General features: G+C 61.4%; 18 protein-coding genes and 4 pseudogenes. 16 read left to right on the forward strand and 6 right to left on the reverse strand.

What is annotated here, in order from left to right:
- The first annotated feature begins 1 nt into the window (after position 1).
- From O5O53_RS00160 to O5O53_RS00170, 3 genes are read left to right on the forward strand one after another with little or no spacing between them, the layout of a single operon-like run.
- On the forward strand, positions 2-784 hold the full coding sequence (locus tag O5O53_RS00160; protein WP_269507711.1) for a thiazole synthase: 783 nt from the start codon (positions 2-4) through the stop codon (positions 782-784).
- Entirely contained in the window at positions 785-1,885 is a 1,101-nt protein-coding gene (locus O5O53_RS00165; protein ID WP_269507713.1) for a ThiF family adenylyltransferase, read from the forward strand. It begins immediately after the preceding gene.
- A 17-nt stretch (positions 1,886-1,902) separates the two neighbouring features.
- The gene (locus O5O53_RS00170; RefSeq protein ID WP_269507715.1) at positions 1,903-2,337 is read left to right on the forward strand and encodes a hypothetical protein; all 435 of its coding nucleotides are present in this window, start codon (positions 1,903-1,905) and stop codon (positions 2,335-2,337) included.
- A 27-nt stretch (positions 2,338-2,364) separates the two neighbouring features.
- Here O5O53_RS00170 and O5O53_RS00175 read toward each other — a convergent pair whose 3' ends face one another.
- Positions 2,365-3,816 (reverse strand): purine-cytosine permease family protein, encoded by a 1,452-nt coding sequence (locus O5O53_RS00175; RefSeq protein WP_269507718.1) that lies wholly within the window; start codon positions 3,814-3,816, stop codon positions 2,365-2,367.
- Between the two features lie 41 nt (positions 3,817-3,857).
- On the opposite strand from O5O53_RS00175, the gene O5O53_RS00180 reads away from it, so the two are divergent.
- From O5O53_RS00180 to O5O53_RS00195, 4 genes are all read left to right on the forward strand, one after another.
- The gene (locus O5O53_RS00180) at positions 3,858-4,538 is read left to right on the forward strand and encodes a type 1 glutamine amidotransferase domain-containing protein (protein ID WP_269507720.1); all 681 of its coding nucleotides are present in this window, start codon (positions 3,858-3,860) and stop codon (positions 4,536-4,538) included.
- 247 nt (positions 4,539-4,785) lie between these two features.
- Positions 4,786-5,007 carry a recombinase family protein gene (locus O5O53_RS11650; RefSeq protein WP_367616710.1) on the forward strand — a complete coding sequence of 74 codons (222 nt, stop codon included), beginning with the start codon at positions 4,786-4,788 and terminating at the stop codon, positions 5,005-5,007.
- Position 5,008: 1 nt separating this feature from the next.
- On the forward strand, positions 5,009-5,200 hold the full coding sequence (locus O5O53_RS00190) for a hypothetical protein (protein WP_269507727.1): 192 nt from the start codon (positions 5,009-5,011) through the stop codon (positions 5,198-5,200).
- 65 nt (positions 5,201-5,265) lie between these two features.
- Positions 5,266-5,913 (forward strand): hypothetical protein, encoded by a 648-nt coding sequence (locus O5O53_RS00195; RefSeq protein ID WP_269507729.1) that lies wholly within the window; start codon positions 5,266-5,268, stop codon positions 5,911-5,913.
- Between the two features lie 157 nt (positions 5,914-6,070).
- Here O5O53_RS00195 and O5O53_RS00200 read toward each other — a convergent pair.
- Positions 6,071-6,835, reverse strand: a pseudogene (locus O5O53_RS00200) (IS256 family transposase); the annotation flags it as partial.
- A 147-nt stretch (positions 6,836-6,982) separates the two neighbouring features.
- Here O5O53_RS00200 and O5O53_RS00205 point away from each other — a divergent pair.
- The 4 genes from O5O53_RS00205 to O5O53_RS00220 all read left to right on the forward strand — a co-directional run bounded on the left by O5O53_RS00205 (position 6,983) and on the right by O5O53_RS00220 (position 10,839).
- Complete coding sequence (locus tag O5O53_RS00205) at positions 6,983-7,648, forward strand: DDE-type integrase/transposase/recombinase (RefSeq protein ID WP_269507732.1); 666 nt, start codon at positions 6,983-6,985, stop codon at positions 7,646-7,648.
- Between the two features lie 22 nt (positions 7,649-7,670).
- Positions 7,671-9,020: an IS256 family transposase gene (locus O5O53_RS00210; RefSeq protein WP_269507735.1), complete on the forward strand. Its 1,350-nt coding sequence runs from the start codon at positions 7,671-7,673 to the stop codon at positions 9,018-9,020.
- Between the two features lie 116 nt (positions 9,021-9,136).
- Complete coding sequence (locus O5O53_RS00215; RefSeq protein ID WP_269507738.1) at positions 9,137-10,075, forward strand: Mu transposase domain-containing protein; 939 nt, start codon at positions 9,137-9,139, stop codon at positions 10,073-10,075.
- Positions 10,072-10,839, forward strand: coding sequence for an ATP-binding protein (locus O5O53_RS00220; protein WP_181889444.1), 768 nt, complete (start codon positions 10,072-10,074; stop codon positions 10,837-10,839). Before O5O53_RS00215 ends, O5O53_RS00220 begins: the two co-directional genes overlap by 4 nt.
- Before the next feature lie 101 nt (positions 10,840-10,940).
- Here O5O53_RS00220 and O5O53_RS00225 read toward each other — a convergent pair.
- A pseudogene (locus tag O5O53_RS00225) lies at positions 10,941-11,414 on the reverse strand (transposase); the annotation flags it as partial.
- Between the two features lie 732 nt (positions 11,415-12,146).
- On the opposite strand from O5O53_RS00225, the gene O5O53_RS00230 reads away from it, so the two are divergent.
- Positions 12,147-12,290, forward strand: a complete 144-nt coding sequence (locus tag O5O53_RS00230) for an IS3 family transposase (RefSeq protein WP_269507741.1) — start codon at positions 12,147-12,149, stop codon at positions 12,288-12,290.
- Between the two features lie 325 nt (positions 12,291-12,615).
- Here the strand turns inward: O5O53_RS00230 and O5O53_RS00235 are convergent, their stop codons facing one another.
- Together O5O53_RS00235 and O5O53_RS00240 are read right to left on the reverse strand one after the other, a co-directional pair.
- Positions 12,616-12,903: a hypothetical protein gene (locus O5O53_RS00235; protein WP_269507743.1), complete on the reverse strand. Its 288-nt coding sequence runs from the start codon at positions 12,901-12,903 to the stop codon at positions 12,616-12,618.
- A 143-nt stretch (positions 12,904-13,046) separates the two neighbouring features.
- Positions 13,047-13,808 (reverse strand): ArsR/SmtB family transcription factor, encoded by a 762-nt coding sequence (locus O5O53_RS00240; protein WP_269507746.1) that lies wholly within the window; start codon positions 13,806-13,808, stop codon positions 13,047-13,049.
- 133 nt (positions 13,809-13,941) lie between these two features.
- On the opposite strand from O5O53_RS00240, the gene O5O53_RS00245 reads away from it, so the two are divergent.
- The 4 genes and pseudogenes from O5O53_RS00245 to O5O53_RS00260 all read left to right on the forward strand — a co-directional run.
- The gene (locus O5O53_RS00245; RefSeq protein WP_269507749.1) at positions 13,942-15,282 is read left to right on the forward strand and encodes an MFS transporter; all 1,341 of its coding nucleotides are present in this window, start codon (positions 13,942-13,944) and stop codon (positions 15,280-15,282) included.
- Between the two features lie 222 nt (positions 15,283-15,504).
- Positions 15,505-16,107 carry a TetR/AcrR family transcriptional regulator gene (locus tag O5O53_RS00250; protein WP_042529878.1) on the forward strand — a complete coding sequence of 201 codons (603 nt, stop codon included), beginning with the start codon at positions 15,505-15,507 and terminating at the stop codon, positions 16,105-16,107.
- A gap of 85 nt (positions 16,108-16,192) precedes the next feature.
- Positions 16,193-17,380 (forward strand): MFS transporter, encoded by a 1,188-nt coding sequence (locus O5O53_RS00255; protein WP_259851809.1) that lies wholly within the window; start codon positions 16,193-16,195, stop codon positions 17,378-17,380.
- Between the two features lie 115 nt (positions 17,381-17,495).
- Positions 17,496-17,600 (forward strand): annotated as a pseudogene (locus tag O5O53_RS00260) (IS6 family transposase); the annotation flags it as partial.
- 288 nt (positions 17,601-17,888) lie between these two features.
- Here the strand turns inward: O5O53_RS00260 and O5O53_RS00265 are convergent.
- A pseudogene (locus O5O53_RS00265) lies at positions 17,889-18,243 on the reverse strand (transposase); the annotation flags it as partial.
- Positions 18,244-18,382 lie beyond the last annotated feature (139 nt).

Below are 18,382 nucleotides of genomic sequence, written 5' to 3' on the forward strand. Positions count from 1 at the left end.
CGTGCTGGAAATTGCCGGAACACAGTTCGGCTCGCACCTGATCATGGGCACGGGCGGGGCGAGCTCCTTTGACATGCTGGAGCAGGCGCTTGAAGCCTCCGGCACGGAGCTGACCACGGTGGCGATGCGCCGCCACTCCGCCAAAACTGACGGCGGCGAGAGCGTGTTCGACCTGCTCAAGCGCCTAAACATCGCGCCGCTGCCGAACACCGCCGGCTGCCGCACCGCGCGCGACGCGGTGATCACGGCGAAGCTGGCGCGCGAGGCGCTGGGCACCGATTGGGTGAAACTCGAGGTCATCGCGGACGACCGCACGCTGCTGCCCGACGTGGTGGAGACCGTGGGCGCCTGCGAGATGCTCGTCGACGAGGGCTTTACCGTGCTGGCCTACACCTCCGACGACCCGGTGGCTGCCAAGCGACTCGAGGACCTTGGGGCGGCAGCGGTGATGCCGCTGGGCTCGCCGATCGGCACGGGTCTTGGGATCCTCAACCCGCACAACATCGAGCTGATCTGCTCGCGCGCGGAGGTGCCAGTGCTTATCGACGCCGGCGTGGGCACCGCCTCCGACGCATCGCTTGCCATGGAACTGGGCTGCTCGGGCGTGCTGCTGGCGAGTGCGGTGAACCGCTGCCAAGACCCGGTGGCGATGGCGCAGGCCATGCGGCACGCGGTGGAGGCCGGCAGATTGGCGCGCGCCGCCGGGCGGATTCCGAAGCGCGAGCACGCCGTGGCATCCTCCACCTTCGACGGGCTGGCCAGCTGGGCGGACGAGGTTTTGTAAGTGCTGCCCGAGCAAGAACTCAAGCGCACCGCGCGCCAGATGAACCTGCCCGGCTTCGGGCCGGAGCAGCAGCAGCGGCTTTACGACGCCAACGTGCTAGTCATCGGCGCGGGCGGCCTGGGCTGCCCCGTCATGCAGACGCTGGCGGCCACCGGCGTCGGCCACATCACGGTGTGGGACGACGACACGGTGGACATCACCAACATCCACCGCCAGATCCTCTTCGGCGCGCAAGATGTGGGCCGCCGGAAGGTCGACGTTGCCGCCGAACGGTTGCGCGCCCTGCAGCCGGACATCCAGGTCACGGCGGTGAACAACCGGCTCAGCCCCGACAACTTCATCGAGGCGCTCGACGGCATCGACCTGCTCATCGACGGCTCCGACACGTTTGCCACCAAGTTCATGGCCGCCGACGCCGCCGAAATCACCGGCACGCCGCTGTTGTGGGGTTCGGTGCTGCGCTACCGCGGCGACATCGCCCTGTGGCACTCCGGCCCCGGCGCGCCCGCGGACGGGGTCGGTCTTCGCGACCTCTACCCCACCCAGCCGGACGCCGATTCCGTGCCGGACTGCGCCACCGCCGGCGTGCTCGGCGTGACCACATCGGTGGTCGGCTCGCTCATGTCCACCGAGGCGCTGAAGTTCCTCTCCGGCATCGGCGAGGTTCAGGTGGGCCGGCTGCACATGTACGACGCCCTTTCCGCCACGATCCGCCGCTTCACCGTCACCCGCGACCCGGCGCGCGAGCTCGCCACACACCTGGGTACCTACGCCGAGGCGTGCAACGTGAACACCGAAGGGCAAGAGCTTTTCGACGCCCTCACGGCCCACCACCTCCCCTCCCTCGACGTGCGCGAACCGCACGAGAAGGCGATCGCAGATCTGCCCGTGCCGGGGATAAACCTGCCGCTCAGCGAGGTGGAACGGGACCCGGAGGCGGTATCGAGGGCGCTTAAGCAGTTCTCGCGCGGCGACGAGGTTGTTGTGTATTGCGCGGGTGGGGTGCGTTCGGAGCGATTCGTCGATAAGCATGGCGCCCTGGCCGAAACATTGGGAATTTCTTTGAAATCTTTGCCCGGAGGCGTGCAGCGCTGGGCATAAACTGCAATACTTCTGTCATGCAGATCACAAAGACCGCCCCCATTGTTACTACCGCCACCCTCATCGCCGCCACTGCCACGCTCGCGCCGGTCGCATCCGCCAACAGCGCCGCCTATTCCAACACCGCAGGCGACGTCCGCTGTGAGATCTACCAGGTCCAGGGCACCACGAAAACCATCTGCGTGTCCGACGCCGCACGCAAGGCGCAGCCGGAGTGCAACCCGCCGGAGCAGCTCGCCCCGGCCGTCAGCGTCGGTGGCGGATCCGCCGAGGTCCACTGCTGGAACCAGGGCTTTACCAACGCGCCCCAGAAGTTGAACCCGCTGCAGGTCAAGCAGCTCGGCTCTGCGTACATCGCCCCGGATTTCTCCGGCAACCTGTACGTGGCGGACATTGCCACCCGCGCGATCATCCGCGCCGGCGCCACCAACCAGGTACTGTTCAAGCTCTAACAAGCCCGCCGTGCAGGCCCGGGCGACCTAAGCCGCGCTCTCCTCCTGCCGGCGGATGCGGCCCCGGCGCGCAAACCACGCCACAACAAAGGAGAGCACGAGCGCGACGAGCACGCCAAGGTTAGCGTCTGCCCAGTGCTCGCCGACCAGCGGCAGGAGGTAGCCCTGCCAGTTGTTCCAGGCCGCCTCCTCTGCGAAGAGGTTGGCCACCAAGCCCCACCCGATCACCGAAGAGACTGCGAGGATGCTAATGGAGCCCCAGTCGACGGCGCCGTAGCGACCTTTGGCGCTGTAGAGCGCTGGCTCGTCGTAGTCCTGAGTACGGCTGTAGATGTCCGCAATCAGGATGCCTGCCCAGCTGGCCAGCGGCACGCCGAGGGTGATCAGGAAGGATTGGAACGGCCCGAGGAAGCTTTCAGCGAAGAAGACCACCCAGATAGTGCCTAGGGTCAGGATCACACCGTCGATGGCAGCGGCCGCGGGGCGCGGGATATTGATGCCCAAGGTCAGAAGTGTCAGGCCCGAGGAGTAAATACCCAGCACCGCACCGGAGACCAGCGCCAGCACCGCGGTGATCAAAAACGGCACGAGCACCCAGGTGGGAAGCACCACCGCAAGCGCGCCGATCGGATCGTCCGCGATCGCCTCCGCCAGCATCTCGTCGGACGCGGCGAGCAACAACCCGAAAACCACCAAAATCGCAGGAGCGATAGCGCCGCCGAATGTGTTCCAGAAGATGATGGCGGAGTCCGGGGTGTCGCGGCGCTGGTAGCGCGACCAGTCTGCGGCGATGTTGATCCAGCCCAGGCCGAAGCCGGTCATCACCATCACCAGCGCGCCGACCACGCTGCCCGCGGAGCCGGCGGGGATGGATTGGACCGCGGCCCAGTCGATGCGCGGGATGGTCAGCGCCATATACAGCACGGTCACGGCGCCGGTGATCCAGGTCAGCACCGACTGCAGCTTCATAATCGTGTGGTAGCCCAGCACCGATGCTGCCACGATCAGCCCGGCGACGATCACGGTCGCGATGACCTTGGTGGCGGTGCCCGGGTTGCCGCCGAGCTCGCGGATCACCGTGGTGGTGGCCAGCACCGCCATGATGGACAAAAACGTCTCCCAGCCAATCGAGGTCAGCCACGAGACGATGCCCGGCACCTTCTGCCCCTCCACTCCGAACGCTGCCCGCGAGAGCACCATCGTCGGCGCGGACCCCCGCTTGCCCGCCACAGCGATGAGCCCGCAGAGGAAGAACGAAAACGTCACGCCGAGGGCGGTAACGAGTGCGCCTTGCCAGAACGACAGCCCGAACCAGAGCACGAACGAGCCGTACGAGATGCCGAACACCGAAATATTCGCGGCGAACCACGGCCAGAACAGGTCAGAGGGTTTCGCGGTGCGCTCGGCTTCGGGGACGATATCGATGCCCAGGGTTTCCACGACGGGGGTCGTTCCGCGCACCGGTGTGTTATGTGACATACATGGACTATACGTCGCAGTTACGCACGCATAATGGCGGAATGAGAATTCTTGCTCTTTCCACCAGCGTCCACCGCTACACCACCTCCGGCATCCACACCGGCATGTGGCTCGGCGAGTACACCCACTTTTACGACGTTGTCACCGCAGCCGGCCACGAGGTCACACTTGCCAGCGTCGACGGCGGCGCCGTGCCCATCGATCCGGTGAGCCTAAAAACCCCGGTGATCCAGCTCGGCGGCACCAACAAGCGCTACGCGGACCCCGAGTTCATGAGCCAACTCGACGACACCCCCGCAATCGCCGACGTCGACCTCGAGAACTTCGACGGCATCTACCTCATCGGCGGCCACGGCACCATGTTCGACTTCGGAGCTGCAGACGTGAAAAAGGCCGTCGCCCACTTTGCCGACAACGACAAGATCGTTGCCGCGGTCTGCCACGGCCCGTGCGGTCTGCTCGACGTCACCCTCGCCAACGGCGCCAAGCTTCTCGAAGGCCGCCACGTCACCGGCTACTCCTGGACCGAGGAGAAGCTGGCCCGCCGCACCGAGGAAGTCCCCTTCAGCCTTGAGGAGAAACTCCGCGGCCAGGCCGGCGAGTACACCACCGCCAAGATCCCGATGACCAAGCACGTCGTCGTCGACGGCAAGCTCATCACCGGCCAGAACCCGACGAGCGCGGCTGGTGTCGGCGAGGCGGTGCTTGAGCTAGCCGTCTAGCTGGAGCTCGGGGGGGGGGGGGAATTCGACCGGCATGCAGAATCCCGGCCAGGGGATCCCCTGGCCGGGTTTCAATCACGTTGGTAGCGGGGGCAGGATTCTAACCTACGACCTCTGGGTTGCGGAACTCAATTAGTTGGCAACTTTCCTATGCCTTTCCCATGTGAACAGCAGAGAAGAACGCCGCCCGGCCGGGCGTGCGGTCATTTGCGCACGGATCAGTCTCGACCGCAAAGAAGAAGCGGGTGTGAACCGCCAGCTTGACAACTGTCATAAGCTCGCCGGGCCTTACGACCTCGAAGTCGTCGATGAACTGGTCGACAACAGCGTCAGCGCGTGGTCGGGGGTCGAGCGCCCGGCGTACACCGAACTTCTCCGCCACATCGCCCGCGGCAATGTCGACCGGGTCGATCGTGTGGCACACCGACAGGCTCGCAAGGCGTACGCGCGGCCTTCTCGGCTACCTTGAAGTGTCGAAGCTCGCCGGGGTGGTCACGCTCACCGTAAAGGGCAACGGGATGGACCCGTCGTCGTCCGACAGTAAGTTTCCGGCGCCCGCCCTCGACGCCGACCACCTCGACGACACCCGGCGCCTGTCGAAGTTGATCGGACTACGAGCCGACGCCGGGAACGAACTGTTCTGGTCGTGGTCGACGGTCTGACGCACACTACCCCATAAATAGGGGTTGAACATTAGCTTTGGTCAGTTCATTCATATATTTTCTTTATGTTTGACCTTCCAATATCCGACACAGTTCTAGTCGCCGTTATCACCGGTACTCTGACTTTGCTCGCCGGTGTATATGGCGAATTTACCAAGAACGCTCTTGCCAGACACCACCGACGAAAAGAACAGGAGGCCGAATCACGTAAAGAACAGCTCGCCGCTGTCCGTGACTTCTTAGCAACCGCCGGGGAATTGAGACTCAATTCTTTGTACGAAGCGTTACCCCTCACCTACACCGCCACCATCCAGGATCAGGTTAAAAAGAAAGTTGAAGTTGAGGGGTCAAATAAGCGCTTGTCGAAAAATTTGGAAAAGATCTTTTCGCGGAAGCCCAAACGGCCCGCCCATTCCTACTCGACTATGCATGAATTCGGAATGGATACCTTCAAAATCAAGACGGCCAACGCAAAACTTCGTGCAGAGTTACATAGCGCATGGGAAACCATGGATCTTCAGCTTGCCCACCCGCAAGTACGGGGGGCTTCGAAACGTGTTCAAGAAGCCCTTCGGGACAAGAGCACCTACGTGGGAGCGTCAATAACGAGCCCCTATACGAAGGGGAAAAACTACGCGACTTTCGTAGCTTCAGAATTTGACCGGGTACTCGACGAGCTTCGAGAGACAGCCGTCGCACAGTTAAGAGAATGAGAGTGACCGACCTAGACTTACCCCCGAACACCCTCCCCCGCTGCCACACCGACGGGGCTATACAACCACAACAGCGGATATATGCTCTTGGAGGTCAAGTCCCGTGTAGTGGTGTAGCCGTTTGTGCTTTCGGCTCGGTATGAAGTTGGGGGTTTTGTTAGGCGGTTAGCTGGTGGTGGTCGCCGTGATCATCTTCGGTTTGGTGCATGAGGTGTTTGGTGTGCTCGAGCGCGGATAGTGACATGGAGCGTTTTTGCTGGATCCAGTCGTCGTGCTACTCGGCAAGAACCGCCCCGACAAGCCGGATGATGGATTCGCGGTTCGGGAAGATCCCCACAACGTCGGTGCGCCGGCGGATCTCCCGGTTTAACCGCTCGGTGGGGTTGTTCGACCAGACCTTCGTCCAGACCGGTTTCGGGGCTGCGGAAAACGCCAGCACCTCATCGAGTGATTCCTCCAAATACGCAGCAACCTGCGGGAACTTCGGTTCTAGTAGGTCGACGACCTCACGGGCTTGGGCCCAGGTGGATTGGGCGTCGGGTTGCTGGAAGATCGTCTGGAACATCGCTTAAGACCATCGGCCTTTTAAGTTTTCGGGACTTTCTCGTAGAGGTTTTTGGCGAAATGGGTGCGACAGCGTTGCCACGACGCGTCGGGCAGCACTTCGGATATCGCGTGCTGGATGCCCTCATGAGCATCACTGGTGATAAGGAAGACACCGCGAAGTCCGCGGGCCTTGAGGTCTTGGAAGAAGCCTTTCCACGATGCGTTGGATTCCGCAGTGGCAACGTGCATGCCGAGCATTTCGCGGTACCCGTCGGCGTTGACCCCGGTGGCCAAAAGTACGGAGCATTTGACCACCCGGGGTGCCTTCGCGCACTTTTATCGTCAGCGCGTCGCACGACATGTAGGCGTACCCGCCGGTGTTGCGACCGGCTAGTTGGTAGCGGTGTGGTGACTTTCGGGTAGCGGTTCAGTGGGTTTCCGGTAGCGGGGTTGGCGGTGGCGGGTGATGCTTTCGGGTGGTTGCACCACAGGGGTGTAGCCGGTTACCGGAAGGAGTCCGCTGATGACGGATTACCGGGCGGTGATGAAGCTGCTTGTGCAGCAGCGTTCGTACCGCCAGATTGAACAACAGCTCGGGTGCTCGCACCGCGCGATTTCCCGGTCGAATCAGGTGCTTCGATCCCTTGGGATTCGCACTATCGACCAGGTTTTGGCGTTGACGGATGATGAGCTCGACGAGTTATTCGTAGATGGGCGCAGTACCGGCCAGGGCGATTTCGTCCCTATCGATTTTGATGCGGTGGTCAAAGCCCGCACGGGGCGTAACAAGCAGACACTGCAAGTGCTGTGGGCGCGCTACACCTCCACACCTGCTTTACCCGGCCAGCTCCATTACAGCTACGACCGGTTTCGACAGTTGGTGGCGTCTCATGTCGATGCGGCCGGTTTGACCGCACGCATCACCCATACACCGGGGCACACCATGCAGGTGGATTGGGCAGGCACCAAGATGCGCCTGTTCGACCCTTATGGCGCACCGGGGGTGAAGGTCAGCGTATTTGTTGCCTCAATGCCGTATTCCGGGATGATTTTTGCCCTCGCATGTCCGGATGAGCGCCAGCATTCCTGGCTTGATGCCCACCACCACGCGTTCGCCTACTTCGGGGGCGTGCCTGAGGTTGTGGTGCCGGATAAGAGGGTGTCAGGAAGTTTGTGTGTGAGGCTCTGATCTAGAAGGAGTTTCACCGATAATGACTACGGTGTCACCGAAGAAAAACCATGACCCGGCAAAGGTCAACGAGATCAGCGAGAAGCTGATGGAAAATCCTGAGCTTGCCAGCTTGATAAGCGAGCTGTCGACCTCCGCTGATGATGCCAGCGAGCTGGTCAAAGGCCTACTGCAGGCATCAATCAACGCTGGTCTACAGGCGGAGATGGATGCGCATTTGGGCTATAGCCACTCCGACCGCAAGGCCAAAGCCCAGGTGGAAACCGCGCAGAGCAGCAATCACCGCAACGGGTCGTACACCAAGACCGTCAATTCCGGGTACGGCGCGGTGGAAGTGACCGTGCCCAGGGACCGTGCCGGCACGTTTGCGCCAAAGATGGTGCCCAAGGGCGCACGCCGTCTCACAGAGCTCGATGACATGATCGTCTCGCTATACGCCGGTGGGATGACGGTGCGCGATATCCAGCATCACCTCGCGACCACGCTCGGGGTGGATATGAGCCCGGATACGATCAGCACCATTACCGACGCGGTGTTAGACGAGGTCATGATCTGGCAAAACCGCCAGCTCGACGAGTTCTACCCCGTGATCTTCCTCGACGCGCTACGCGTCAAGATCCGTGACGGCCACCGCGTGGTCAACAAGTCCTGCTACATGGCGGTTGGTGTCGACATGGACGGCATCAAGCACATCCTGGGATTGTGGATCGCGGAAAACGAAGGCGCTGCATTCTGGGCATCGGTGTGCGCGGATCTGGCCAACCGCGGTGTCCAGGACGTGTTCATCGTGTGCTGCGACGGACTCAAAGGCTTGCCGGAAGCCGTGGAAGCCACCTGGCCGAATTCCATGGTGCAAACCTGCATTGTGCACCTGATTCGGGCTGCGAACCGGTGGGTGTCCTACCAGGACCGCAAATCTGTCTCCCGGGCGCTGCGTGAGGTCTACACGGCCGCCAACGAGGACACCGCACGTGCCAGCTTGGATGCGTTCGAGGCCAGTGAACTCGGCCGGAAATACCCGCAGTCGGTCAAAGTCTGGCGCGACGCCTGGGAGCGGTTCGTGCCGTTCCTGCAGTTCCCGCCGGCGGCACGCCGGGTGCTCTACACCACCAATTCGATCGAATCGCTCAACGCTGAACTGCGTAAAGCTACCCGCAACAGGGGCCAGTTCCCGAACGATACTGCGGCGCTGAAGACGCTGTGGCTGATGATCTGCAACATCGAAGACAAGCGCGCCGCGCAGCGAGCGAAGAAAGCAAAGCGCGATATTGAGTGCAACGGCTATATTGAAGGAGCGACAGCCACCGGGTGGAAACAAGCCATCAACCAACTAGCCGTGGCTTACCCCGACCGATTCGCGGACTACTTGTAAACCAAACCCCCGCACACAAAGAATCGGACACTCTCCCGGATAATGCTTCGACTGCGTCGAACGCGATCAGCGCGGCGGATCGAAACCGCAAGGTCAACGACACCTACGAGCAGTTTTTGGAGCATTACAACACCGCAGCACTGCCCACGAGGGCGAAACGGCCGAAAGACAAAGCGAATGTCGAAGCCGCAGTCAAGATCGTCACCCACAAGGTCATCCACGCACTCGATGGCCACCAGTGCGTCGACCTTGACGAACTCAACTCGCGAATTCAGCAGCTGGTTGACCAGATCAACCAGGCGGTACCGTTTCGTCACCAGCAGTCAAGCCGCAAAGACATTTTCGATGCGCATGAAAGGCACCTGTTGACAGCGCTTCCCGATACCCCGTGGCAGCGCACCGAGTGGAAACGCGCCAAGGTCGCCCCAGATTTCCACATCACCGTAGCTAGCGTGCGGTACTCCGTGCCGCACCAGCTCGTTGGCCGCACTGTCGATGTGCGCATCACCGGGCAAGTGCTCACGGTCTTCGATGGTGGCCGTGCCGTTACAACCCACACGCTTGCCCACACCCGCGGGGCGTATGTCACCGATGCCGACCACATACCGGCGAACATGGATCACACCCAGGGACTGTGGACGAGCGATTACTTCCTGCGCGAAGCCCAAAAGATCGGGCCGGCGACACGCGCAGTCATCGAGGAAATGATCACGGCGAAAGCAATCCCGGCCCAGGCGTACCAATCGTGCAGAAACGTGCTGTCAATGGGCAAACACGCCAACAAGCTCGTGTTGGAAGAAGCATGTAAGCGCTTGGTCTCCTCCGACGGGACCCGCCGGGCGGTGTCCTACACCGCGGTCAAAAACATGATGGCCGCCGTACGCAAAGAAGCCGCAACCCGACCACACGGCTTCGACCAACCGGCACCGGCCACACCTGGGCATCGGGCCCACGCACCCGCCGCTGCCACACGCGACACCAGCGGCGCCTACCTCGGTGGCGCAGCACAGTTCAGTCTGGACAACCTCATCAAGAAAGGAACCACAACGCCATGACCCCACCGACCCCGCCTCAAGAGCGTTTCCTCGACGAATCCGTCCTCGCGGACTTCACAGCGATGCGCATGACAGCCTTCGGCAAAAGCGTCATCGACATCGCCAACGACCCAGCCTTCGACACGTGGACCTTCTCCCAAAAGGTGCTCTACGCACTCGACAAAGAAGTCGCGGCCAGACGCGAACGCCGCATCAACAAACTGCTCAAGGCATCACGATCGCCAAACCCCGATGCCTGCCTCGAAGACGTCGTCTACGCACCTGACCGCAACATCAACCCAGAACAAGTCAGCCGACTCGCTCACGGACAATGGTGCCACCTGGGCCAAAACATTGTCATCTTGGGCAAATCCTCAGTCGGCAAGACCTACCTCGCCCAAGCACTGATCACCGCAGCATGCCGCAACGACTACTCCGCCAGGTTCTACCGCACCGACATGCTTGCCGCGCACTTCGCAGTGATGCCACTCGACGACCCAGCCCGGCTCAAACTCACCCGCGAGCTGATCAACGTCGACGTGTTAGTCCTCGATGACTTCCTCACCACCCCAGTCGATGCCACCACCGCACACCTGCTCTTCAACATTCTCTCCGAACGAGAAGGAAACCGATCAACAATCGTGACCTCACAGTTCACCCCGCAAGACTGGTACAGATCCATCCCGGACGCCGTCATCGCCGAATCCATCCTCAACCGACTCGTCGCTGGCGCCGAAATCATCACCCTCGAAGGGCCAAACATGAGACTGGAAACTAACCAGTAACCCCACAAAACGCCTGAGCAGGGACCGCTACCGGATCCCCACTCAGGCGCTACCACAAACTCACCACACCGCTACCATTCCGATCTTCTAAACACGCCGGGATCGAGTGGGCGGTTTTTGAAATCGGCGACCATCTCGTCGAGTTCTTCCGCCATGCGTGAGACTTGGGATTTCGACATGTTGGTAATGCCGAGTGTTGCTACCAGGTCGTTCATCCTGCGGGTGGAGACCCCTTTGAGGTAGCAGGTGGCAATCACAGTCGACGACGCCCGTTCTGCTCGCGAACGGCGCTCGAGCAGCCAGTCCGGGAAGATCGCACCGTGGCGCAGCTTCGGTACTGCGACATCGATGGTGCCGACACGGGTATCAAGGTCGCGGTGGCGGTACCCGTTGCGGTGGTTGACCCGCTCGGTCGGGGCGACGCCGTATTCGGCGCCGCAGACGGTGTCGGCCTGGGCGGAGAGGATCTGGTTGATAAACCCTTGCAGCATCTGGCGCATCAGATCCGGGGAGGCTTGGGTGAGCAGATCATCCAAGTAGGTTGCCGGGTCGATAGAATGCGGTGCAGCGGTCATCGTCATGTGCCTTTCGGTGAGATGTGGTAGTTGAGTCGAAAGGTTACTGGCGGTGGCCGCCCCACTATTTCCAGGGCCCACCATCAGCAAGCGTTACACCACACTAAGGGACGCAACCCGGCACGGCGCATACAGACAGTGAATACGACTACGATTTCTGGAAGGATGACACCGAATCCTCCCCCCACAATGCCCAACGCGGGCACCGCGTGCCCTGACACGCGAACGGCTACGGTTACGCAAGATCCCGCTGCCGTGCGGCGTGAAAAAGAACGCAAGGACGCAGAATCCCCTTCCAGATTGACCAACTATCCCATCTGGGTCTCCATTACGTGGCTCTACCAGTCCGTAATAGCGCTGGGAATACTTAATATGTTGCTGGTTCTCGGGCTGGATAAATTGAGATTTTTCACCCGCTTTCCAGTAAACGAGTGGATCCTAATCCTGGTACTTCTCGTTATCTATGCCGTGGTGGTCGCGCCGCTGGGGGCCTTTACGTTGTCAAGACTGATGACGCAGCCGAGTGGTATCAAGCTAAAGAGAACGCCACCCACAAGTGGCTGCGGTCCACGTTCTTCGTACTCGCTCTCCCGGGCCTCGCTTGGACTGCGTTTTGGGGCTGGCTCTTGTGGATAATCGCTAGGTACTGGTGGGTGATGCTGATACTTGGAGGCGCATTTTTCTTCACCTATGCGATGACCGACGGATTTTTCGGCCGTATGAAAAAATGAGATGTACTACGGCAAGGTTTGGCAAACCACCAAAGAGCTCGAAGAAGCCATCGCGCGATACATCGAGTTCTATAACAACCACCGGATCAAAACCAGTCTAGGCGGTGTGAGTATCACCGCCTACCGAAAACTTCATGCAGCGTAACCCGAAACTGTCCAACAAAATGTCCGCGTCCCCATCTGTGTGTTAATGAAATGTCACAGACACTACGGAGTGCAGTGAGTTGCGCAGCAGAAACGCCAGTAAAAGCACCGCTGCACTGCACTGTAAAACAGCACGGGTGATGTGCAACAAAGCGGCGTGTGAAATGCACCGTGAAATGTCAGTGCACCTAGAGCTGCACCACCGCTATTCCCCTACGACGTCCGAACGGCGCCTTTGACCTGGCGTAGACATAGAGAAAGCGCTGGGTGGTATGCCCAGCGCTTTGTTTTCGCGACCTGAACTGGTCTGTTGGTGGTGTGAGCCGTTACTTCACAACCGGGGTGAGGACTGCAAGACCGCTGGAAGGCACTCGCTTTTGATCATCTTTGGAGTCGTGAGCCTCGAGGTAGACGGTAACGGTGCCTCCGCCTCGGACATCGAGAGTACGTTCAACGACCTTACCGGCCGGGACAGTAAACGTGCCAAGGAGTTGCCCGTCTCGCTTGACCGTAACCTTGCCGGTTCCACCTGAGTTCGGGATCGTATCAACCCAAGCCGCCTTGAGATTCAGCGTTCGTGCGGTGTCTGCCACGTGATACTCCTCGAAGGACACTCGATATGCACCTTGACCGTCAGTGGAGAGGATTGACTTTTTATACTCCTGCCCGTTCACGGTCACCCCCATCCCCGATTTGATCTTCCAATCGTGGAAATTAGTGGGAAAGTACGACTGAAGCCCTCAGGGACGGCTGTCGGTCAATTGAGGGAGATCCCCGCGTCGTTGAGCGCTGCCCGCCCGGCGGGAGTGAGACGCACGGCCCGGGTACGACCCCTGCGGGAAAGCCATTCCTTATCCAGCAGAGTCTTGCAGATTCCCGTGCCGAGAGGGCCGGCGAGGTGGAAGCGGCGTTCGGTGGAGTCCATGCACGACCTGCCCGTATCGAGCATCTTCGGGGGCACACCCCACTGCATGAACAAGCGATGACCTTGATTAGTGACCTGACAGTGCGAATCGATGAACTCGTGCTCTTCCAGTTGTTCAGCCAGGCGCACCCCGAGCTTACCGGCGAGGTGCTGATAACAGGTGCGGCCTTCACGTAGGTTCGCATTCGCCCGTGACGCGCTGAGGCTGTGAGGAGTGGGCAGGGGCGAGCGGGCGACCACGCCAAGGCTCTCGACCACTCGTGCGATGTCTTCCCCGGCCAGGCGAATGTAGCGGTGCCGGCCCTGCCGAATGTCGTGGACGAGACCGTGGGTGACGAGCACGTCAACATGCTCGCTCGCCGTCGACCGGGCCAGGCCCGCGTACCTGCCCAGTTCACCAACCGTCCAGGCCCGCCCGTCCATGAGCGCAGCACACATGGCCGCCCGCGACGAGTCAGCCAGAGCCGACGCGACTGTCGAGATATCCGGGACCGCTTCAGGAAACACGCGCGCAACCATGTCTCCAGTGTGCACCCGGAACTGTTCGGTGACGACCGAACAATCGCAGGCGTAGTTTGAACTCACCAGATTCATTGCATCAGGAGACGAAGGGAGCGATCGCGATGAACGGGGACCGCCAACGGCTACGCGGGCACTACGATGAGGACTTCTACAAGCGCACCTACTTCGGCCACCCGCCCGCCGAGGCTTCGCTGGAGTCTCGCGTATGACCGCGCATCGGCGCACGGCGCTGGTCGCGACCCTCCTCGGTTTCTTCATCGTCATGCTCGATACGACCATCGTCAATGTCGCCCTCGCCGAGATCGGCACTGACCTCGACATGACGGTGGGCTCACTGCAGTGGGTCGTCGACGCTTACACCCTCGTGTTCGCCGCGTTCCTTCTCACAGCTGGGGCCGCATGCGACCGTCTCGGGGCCCGCAGGGTCTACCTCGCTGGCCTGGTGGTCTTTGCTGTGCTCTCGGCCGTGTGCGCCCTCGCTCCCACAGGCGGGTTCCTCGTCGCTGGTCGCGCCGTCCAGGGCGTGGGCGCGGCAGCGATCGTGCCGGGCTCTCTGGCATTGCTGTCGGCTGTGTACGACGATCCGAAGGAACGAGCACGCGCCATCGGGCTGTGGGGCGGCGCAGGAGGTGTTGCCGCCGCGATCGGACCGGTCCTGGGCGGAGCGCTGGTGTCGACGATCGGGTGGCGGGCGGTGTTCTGGGTCAACCTCCCCATCGTTGCGATCGGCTGTCTGCTCACCTTGTGGGCAATTCCCGTGCTCACGGGCAGTCGCGCGAGACGGGTGGACCTACCCGGACAGGTGCTCTCCGTGCTCACGCTGGTGGCAGTAACCTATGCAGTCATCACCGCAGGCGAACACGGATGGTCACCCTGGCAGGTAGCCGTGCTGATCGCCGGGGGCGTCTTCCTCGCCCTGTTCATCATCGCAGAGCGACGACACCCGGACCCGATGCTGCCGATGGCCTTGTTCACTCGTGCCCGGTTCTCCGTGGCCGCAATGGTAGGGCTCGCGCTCAACTTCAGCTTCTTCGGACAACTCTTCGTGCTCTCCCTCTTCTTCCAGCAGTACCTGGGATACGAGCCGTGGCTGGCAGGCCTCGCGCTGGCACCACAGGCGTGCAGCGCCGTGGTCGCGTCACCGCTGGGCGGCCGTGCCGTCGCCCGGTGGGGCGCGTTCCCCACCATGCTCACCGGCCTGGTAGTTGGCACGATCGGCTTCAGCAGCCTCGTGCTGCTCACCGCAGAAACCCCTTACGTGGTGGTCGCGGTGTTGACCTTCACAGCTGGATTCGGGATGGCCTTCGCGATGCCGGCCGCGACCTCGGCCGCAGTGGCCTCGGCCCCGCCGGAACATGTCGGCATCGCAGGAGGAGTCATCAATGCCGCCCGCCAGACCGGCAGCGTCGTCGGCGTCGCAGTCCTCGGCGAAATGGTCGCCAGTGGAGCGTTCCTCACAGGCTTCCACACAGCCGTCGCGGTCGCCGGTGGAGTCTTCGGTGCCGCAGCGCTCGTAGTTGCCGCCACCATCATCAGTCACCTATAGGAGCCAGTTACACCTGAAGTTTAGAATCATTGTGTGGTGAAGCACCATCGGAGGAGGTCGAAGAAGCTGCTCTCCCCCCAACTTTGCCACAGCACCTATACGAGCCAGGTGCGCGTCATGCGGGCAGCCCATTCAACAACGGCTGCACCAGTCGACGCTGCGTCGGTCGCGGCCTGTGTTTGTTTTGTACTCCATAGTCCATTAACTGCTAGCATCGCGGACATGGGTAGACCACGAACGTTTGACGAGGCGACGGTGCTGGATGCCGCGGCCGCGCAGTTCAGGGTGCGTGGATTCGCGGACACGTCGACTGAGCAGTTGTGCGCGGCGGCCGGGGTGCGGCGGAGCAGCCTGTACAACGCCTTCGACTCCAAGGATGAGCTGTTCGTTCGAGCACTGGAGCGCTATGTCGAGGTCACTGGTGAGAGTCAGGAGGCGGTGCTCGCCGATGCCGAACTGGATGGCTTCGCACGCGTGAGCGGCGTTCTGAATCTCATGATCGCCGAGGAGTACGAGGCGTCCACTGAAGGGCACGCGGCCGGGTGCATGGTCGTGACGACACGCATGACGCCGGACCGCGGCAGTCAGGACCCGCGCGTCGCCCGCATCCTCGACCGTGCACTGGGACGCCAGCTTGCGATGCTGGAGCACGCCGTCAGGGCCGGCAGGTTCGACGGCAGCCTCCGGCCGGACCTGGACGCTCGGGACACCGCACTGCTGGTCGTCACCCTGATCTCAGGGATTCGCGTCATGGCACAGGCCGGCTCCGCACCCGAGGAACTGCGGCGGATCGTCGCACTCGGCCTCAGTGCCCTGACACCTTGATACGCCACTACTGAGAAATCCGTGAGCTGTCGGGCTCACCTGCACCTTTATTTTGTACTAGAGAATCCACATTGGAGACCGGGCAATGAAGAAATACCTGTACGTACTGATGCTCACGATCATGGTGGTGGTCATGAGCGAGTTCCAGACCGCGGGGATGATGCCGCAGATCGCCGCAGACCTGGGCGTCTCGACCGGCCAGGTCGGGACGGTGGTCACTTTGTACGCGCTCGGCATGGCGCTCGGAGGCCCGCTGCTGGTGTACCTCCTGCGGCATCGCCCACCCAAAGCCTCGCTGTTGATCGTCATCGGAACCTATGCCGCGCTGGAGGTCCTGGTCCCGCTGATCCACGAGTTCTGGTGGCTGGCACTGCTTCGCGTCCTGACCGGATGCCTCTCCGGCGCCGCCTATGGCATCGCCGTGTCCTACAGCGCCCGACTGGCCCCGAGTCCGGAGAAGATCGGCGAAGCAGTGTCCATCGTGCTCGGCGGCATCATGATCGGAACCGTCATCGGCCTGCCGCTGTCGCACTTCCTCGCGGCCCGCTGGGGCTGGCAGTCCAGCTTCTACATCCTAGGCATCGCGGCCTTCGCCGTGTTCCTCATCAGCCTGCTCACCCTGCCCGCCCGTGAAGCCGCCACCCAGGAAGCCGCCGCACAGGACCTGCGCAAGCTGCGCTCGCCGAAACTCTGGTCCAGATACCTGGTCAGCCTGCTGACCATCGGCGCAGCCTTTGCCGGCTTCTCCTACTTCACCCCGCTGCTGGAACAGAACGCCGGCTTCGCGACGAATACGACGACCCTGATCCTGCTCGCCTACGGGATCGTGTCCTTCATAGGCAACCTCATCGTCGGCAAGTTCGCCGACCAGCACGCCATCGGCATCCTGCGCATCGGACACACACTGCTATTCATCTCACTCGCGCTCCTTGGAGCCTTCAGCAACGCACAGCCGCTCGTGCTGGCCATGGTGCTCATCGTAGGCGTCGCCGGAGTGCCGATGAACCCCGCCTTGGTCGCCCGCGTCGCCGAAATCGGAGGAACCGGGAACATGGTCAGCACGGTGCACACCTCCCTCATTACCATGGGCGTCGCCCTGGGATCAGCAATCGGCGCGCTCGCCATCGGCCGAGCCGGTGACGATCCCTCCGCAGCCATGTGGATCGGAGCAGCCTTCGCCGTTCTCGCCACACTCACCCTCGCAACACAAGCACGAGGCAGAAGACAACCTCTTCGACCGCCCCATGCAACTGAAACAGTAGATTGTGTCTGATCTGCTGATCTGATCAGATCACATCTCAAATCGGCAGGCCCGTCGATCTCCTGGACCATCAAACAGACGTAGCTACTTTCGCATCCCAACGGCGTTCTCGTCTCCATGTAGCGCTGTGGAGGCGATGCACTCATTGCGGAAAGGGCAAGGCACGATGTTTGTCTACGGGCAACCGAACCCGGACGCGGTGATCGTCAACCGGGTCTTCGAGACGGCCTGAGAACGCCCACACGCAGCGGCCATCAGGGAATGAGAAACTGAGTCTTCGCTGCTCTCCCCCCAACTTTGCAACAGCACCTGAAATGGGGACCGACGGTCTCAAGGTCCGGGGCGACATTCGCAGGGGTCAGATCTTGTATTTCTGGGAGCCGTAACGGGTACCTGGCCTTGTAAGCCCAGGAGCTCCCACAGGTGGTCGACAACCTGCACTGGGCTCTTCCGGGGGCAAGGTTGGATGAATCCCATCTCAGCGACACGGGAACTGAAGCGTCCTGGGTTTAGTTCCGCCCCCAAATTGATCTTTGTACGCGTCGATGCAGGAGATCATTTGGTCGCGGGTCGGTCGAGTTCCGCTGCGAAAAAGCCGAAGCTGTCTTAAGAATCCCGTTTGCTCGTTTCAGCTCACGGTTTTCGCGGCGCAGACGCTTGAGCTCTTCTTCCATTGTTTCGCCGCCTGAAGCGTCAGAATTATCTCGTACTGAAGCGCTGTCACGGTACCAAGCCCGCAACGCGTGGTGGGATACTCCAAGCAGCTCACCGACCTCCGTGTAGGCGCGTTGCAGTGAGCAAGACTCCAGTCGGACCATTTCGATGATCTGATGGCCCGCCTTCTCCTTGAACTCAACGGAATACTTTCTGGGCATAGTGCCTAATCCTTCCTTACCAGAGGTAGGAACTGAACCCAGGACGCCTCAAGATGAACTTCTAAGCTTAGCCACCAGCCTCAAAGAGAAGCTGGAAGGCTAGCAATTATACGGTTCCTCTGCCGTTAGGCAGTGAGAT

It is taken from the genome of Corynebacterium faecium, assembly GCF_027257105.1.
GTDB lineage: Bacteria > Actinomycetota > Actinomycetes > Mycobacteriales > Mycobacteriaceae > Corynebacterium > Corynebacterium lehmanniae.

What these genes read in the sequence shown, in the direction of transcription:
- O5O53_RS00170 (WP_269507715.1), top strand. Translation starts at nt 1,903, where the DNA reads ATGCAGATCACAAAGACCGCCCCCATTGTTACTACCGCCACCCTCATC.
- O5O53_RS00175 (WP_269507718.1), bottom strand. Translation starts at nt 3,816, where the DNA reads ATGTCACATAACACACCGGTGCGCGGAACGACCCCCGTCGTGGAAACC.
- O5O53_RS00180 (WP_269507720.1), top strand. Translation starts at nt 3,858, where the DNA reads ATGAGAATTCTTGCTCTTTCCACCAGCGTCCACCGCTACACCACCTCC.
- O5O53_RS00195 (WP_269507729.1), top strand. Translation starts at nt 5,266, where the DNA reads ATGTTTGACCTTCCAATATCCGACACAGTTCTAGTCGCCGTTATCACC.
- O5O53_RS00205 (WP_269507732.1), top strand. Translation starts at nt 6,983, where the DNA reads ATGACGGATTACCGGGCGGTGATGAAGCTGCTTGTGCAGCAGCGTTCG.
- O5O53_RS00210 (WP_269507735.1), top strand. Translation starts at nt 7,671, where the DNA reads ATGACTACGGTGTCACCGAAGAAAAACCATGACCCGGCAAAGGTCAAC.
- O5O53_RS00220 (WP_181889444.1), top strand. Translation starts at nt 10,072, where the DNA reads ATGACCCCACCGACCCCGCCTCAAGAGCGTTTCCTCGACGAATCCGTC.
- O5O53_RS00230 (WP_269507741.1), top strand. Translation starts at nt 12,147, where the DNA reads ATGTACTACGGCAAGGTTTGGCAAACCACCAAAGAGCTCGAAGAAGCC.
- O5O53_RS00240 (WP_269507746.1), bottom strand. Translation starts at nt 13,808, where the DNA reads ATGAATCTGGTGAGTTCAAACTACGCCTGCGATTGTTCGGTCGTCACC.
- O5O53_RS00245 (WP_269507749.1), top strand. Translation starts at nt 13,942, where the DNA reads ATGACCGCGCATCGGCGCACGGCGCTGGTCGCGACCCTCCTCGGTTTC.
- O5O53_RS00250 (WP_042529878.1), top strand. Translation starts at nt 15,505, where the DNA reads ATGGGTAGACCACGAACGTTTGACGAGGCGACGGTGCTGGATGCCGCG.
- O5O53_RS00255 (WP_259851809.1), top strand. Translation starts at nt 16,193, where the DNA reads ATGAAGAAATACCTGTACGTACTGATGCTCACGATCATGGTGGTGGTC.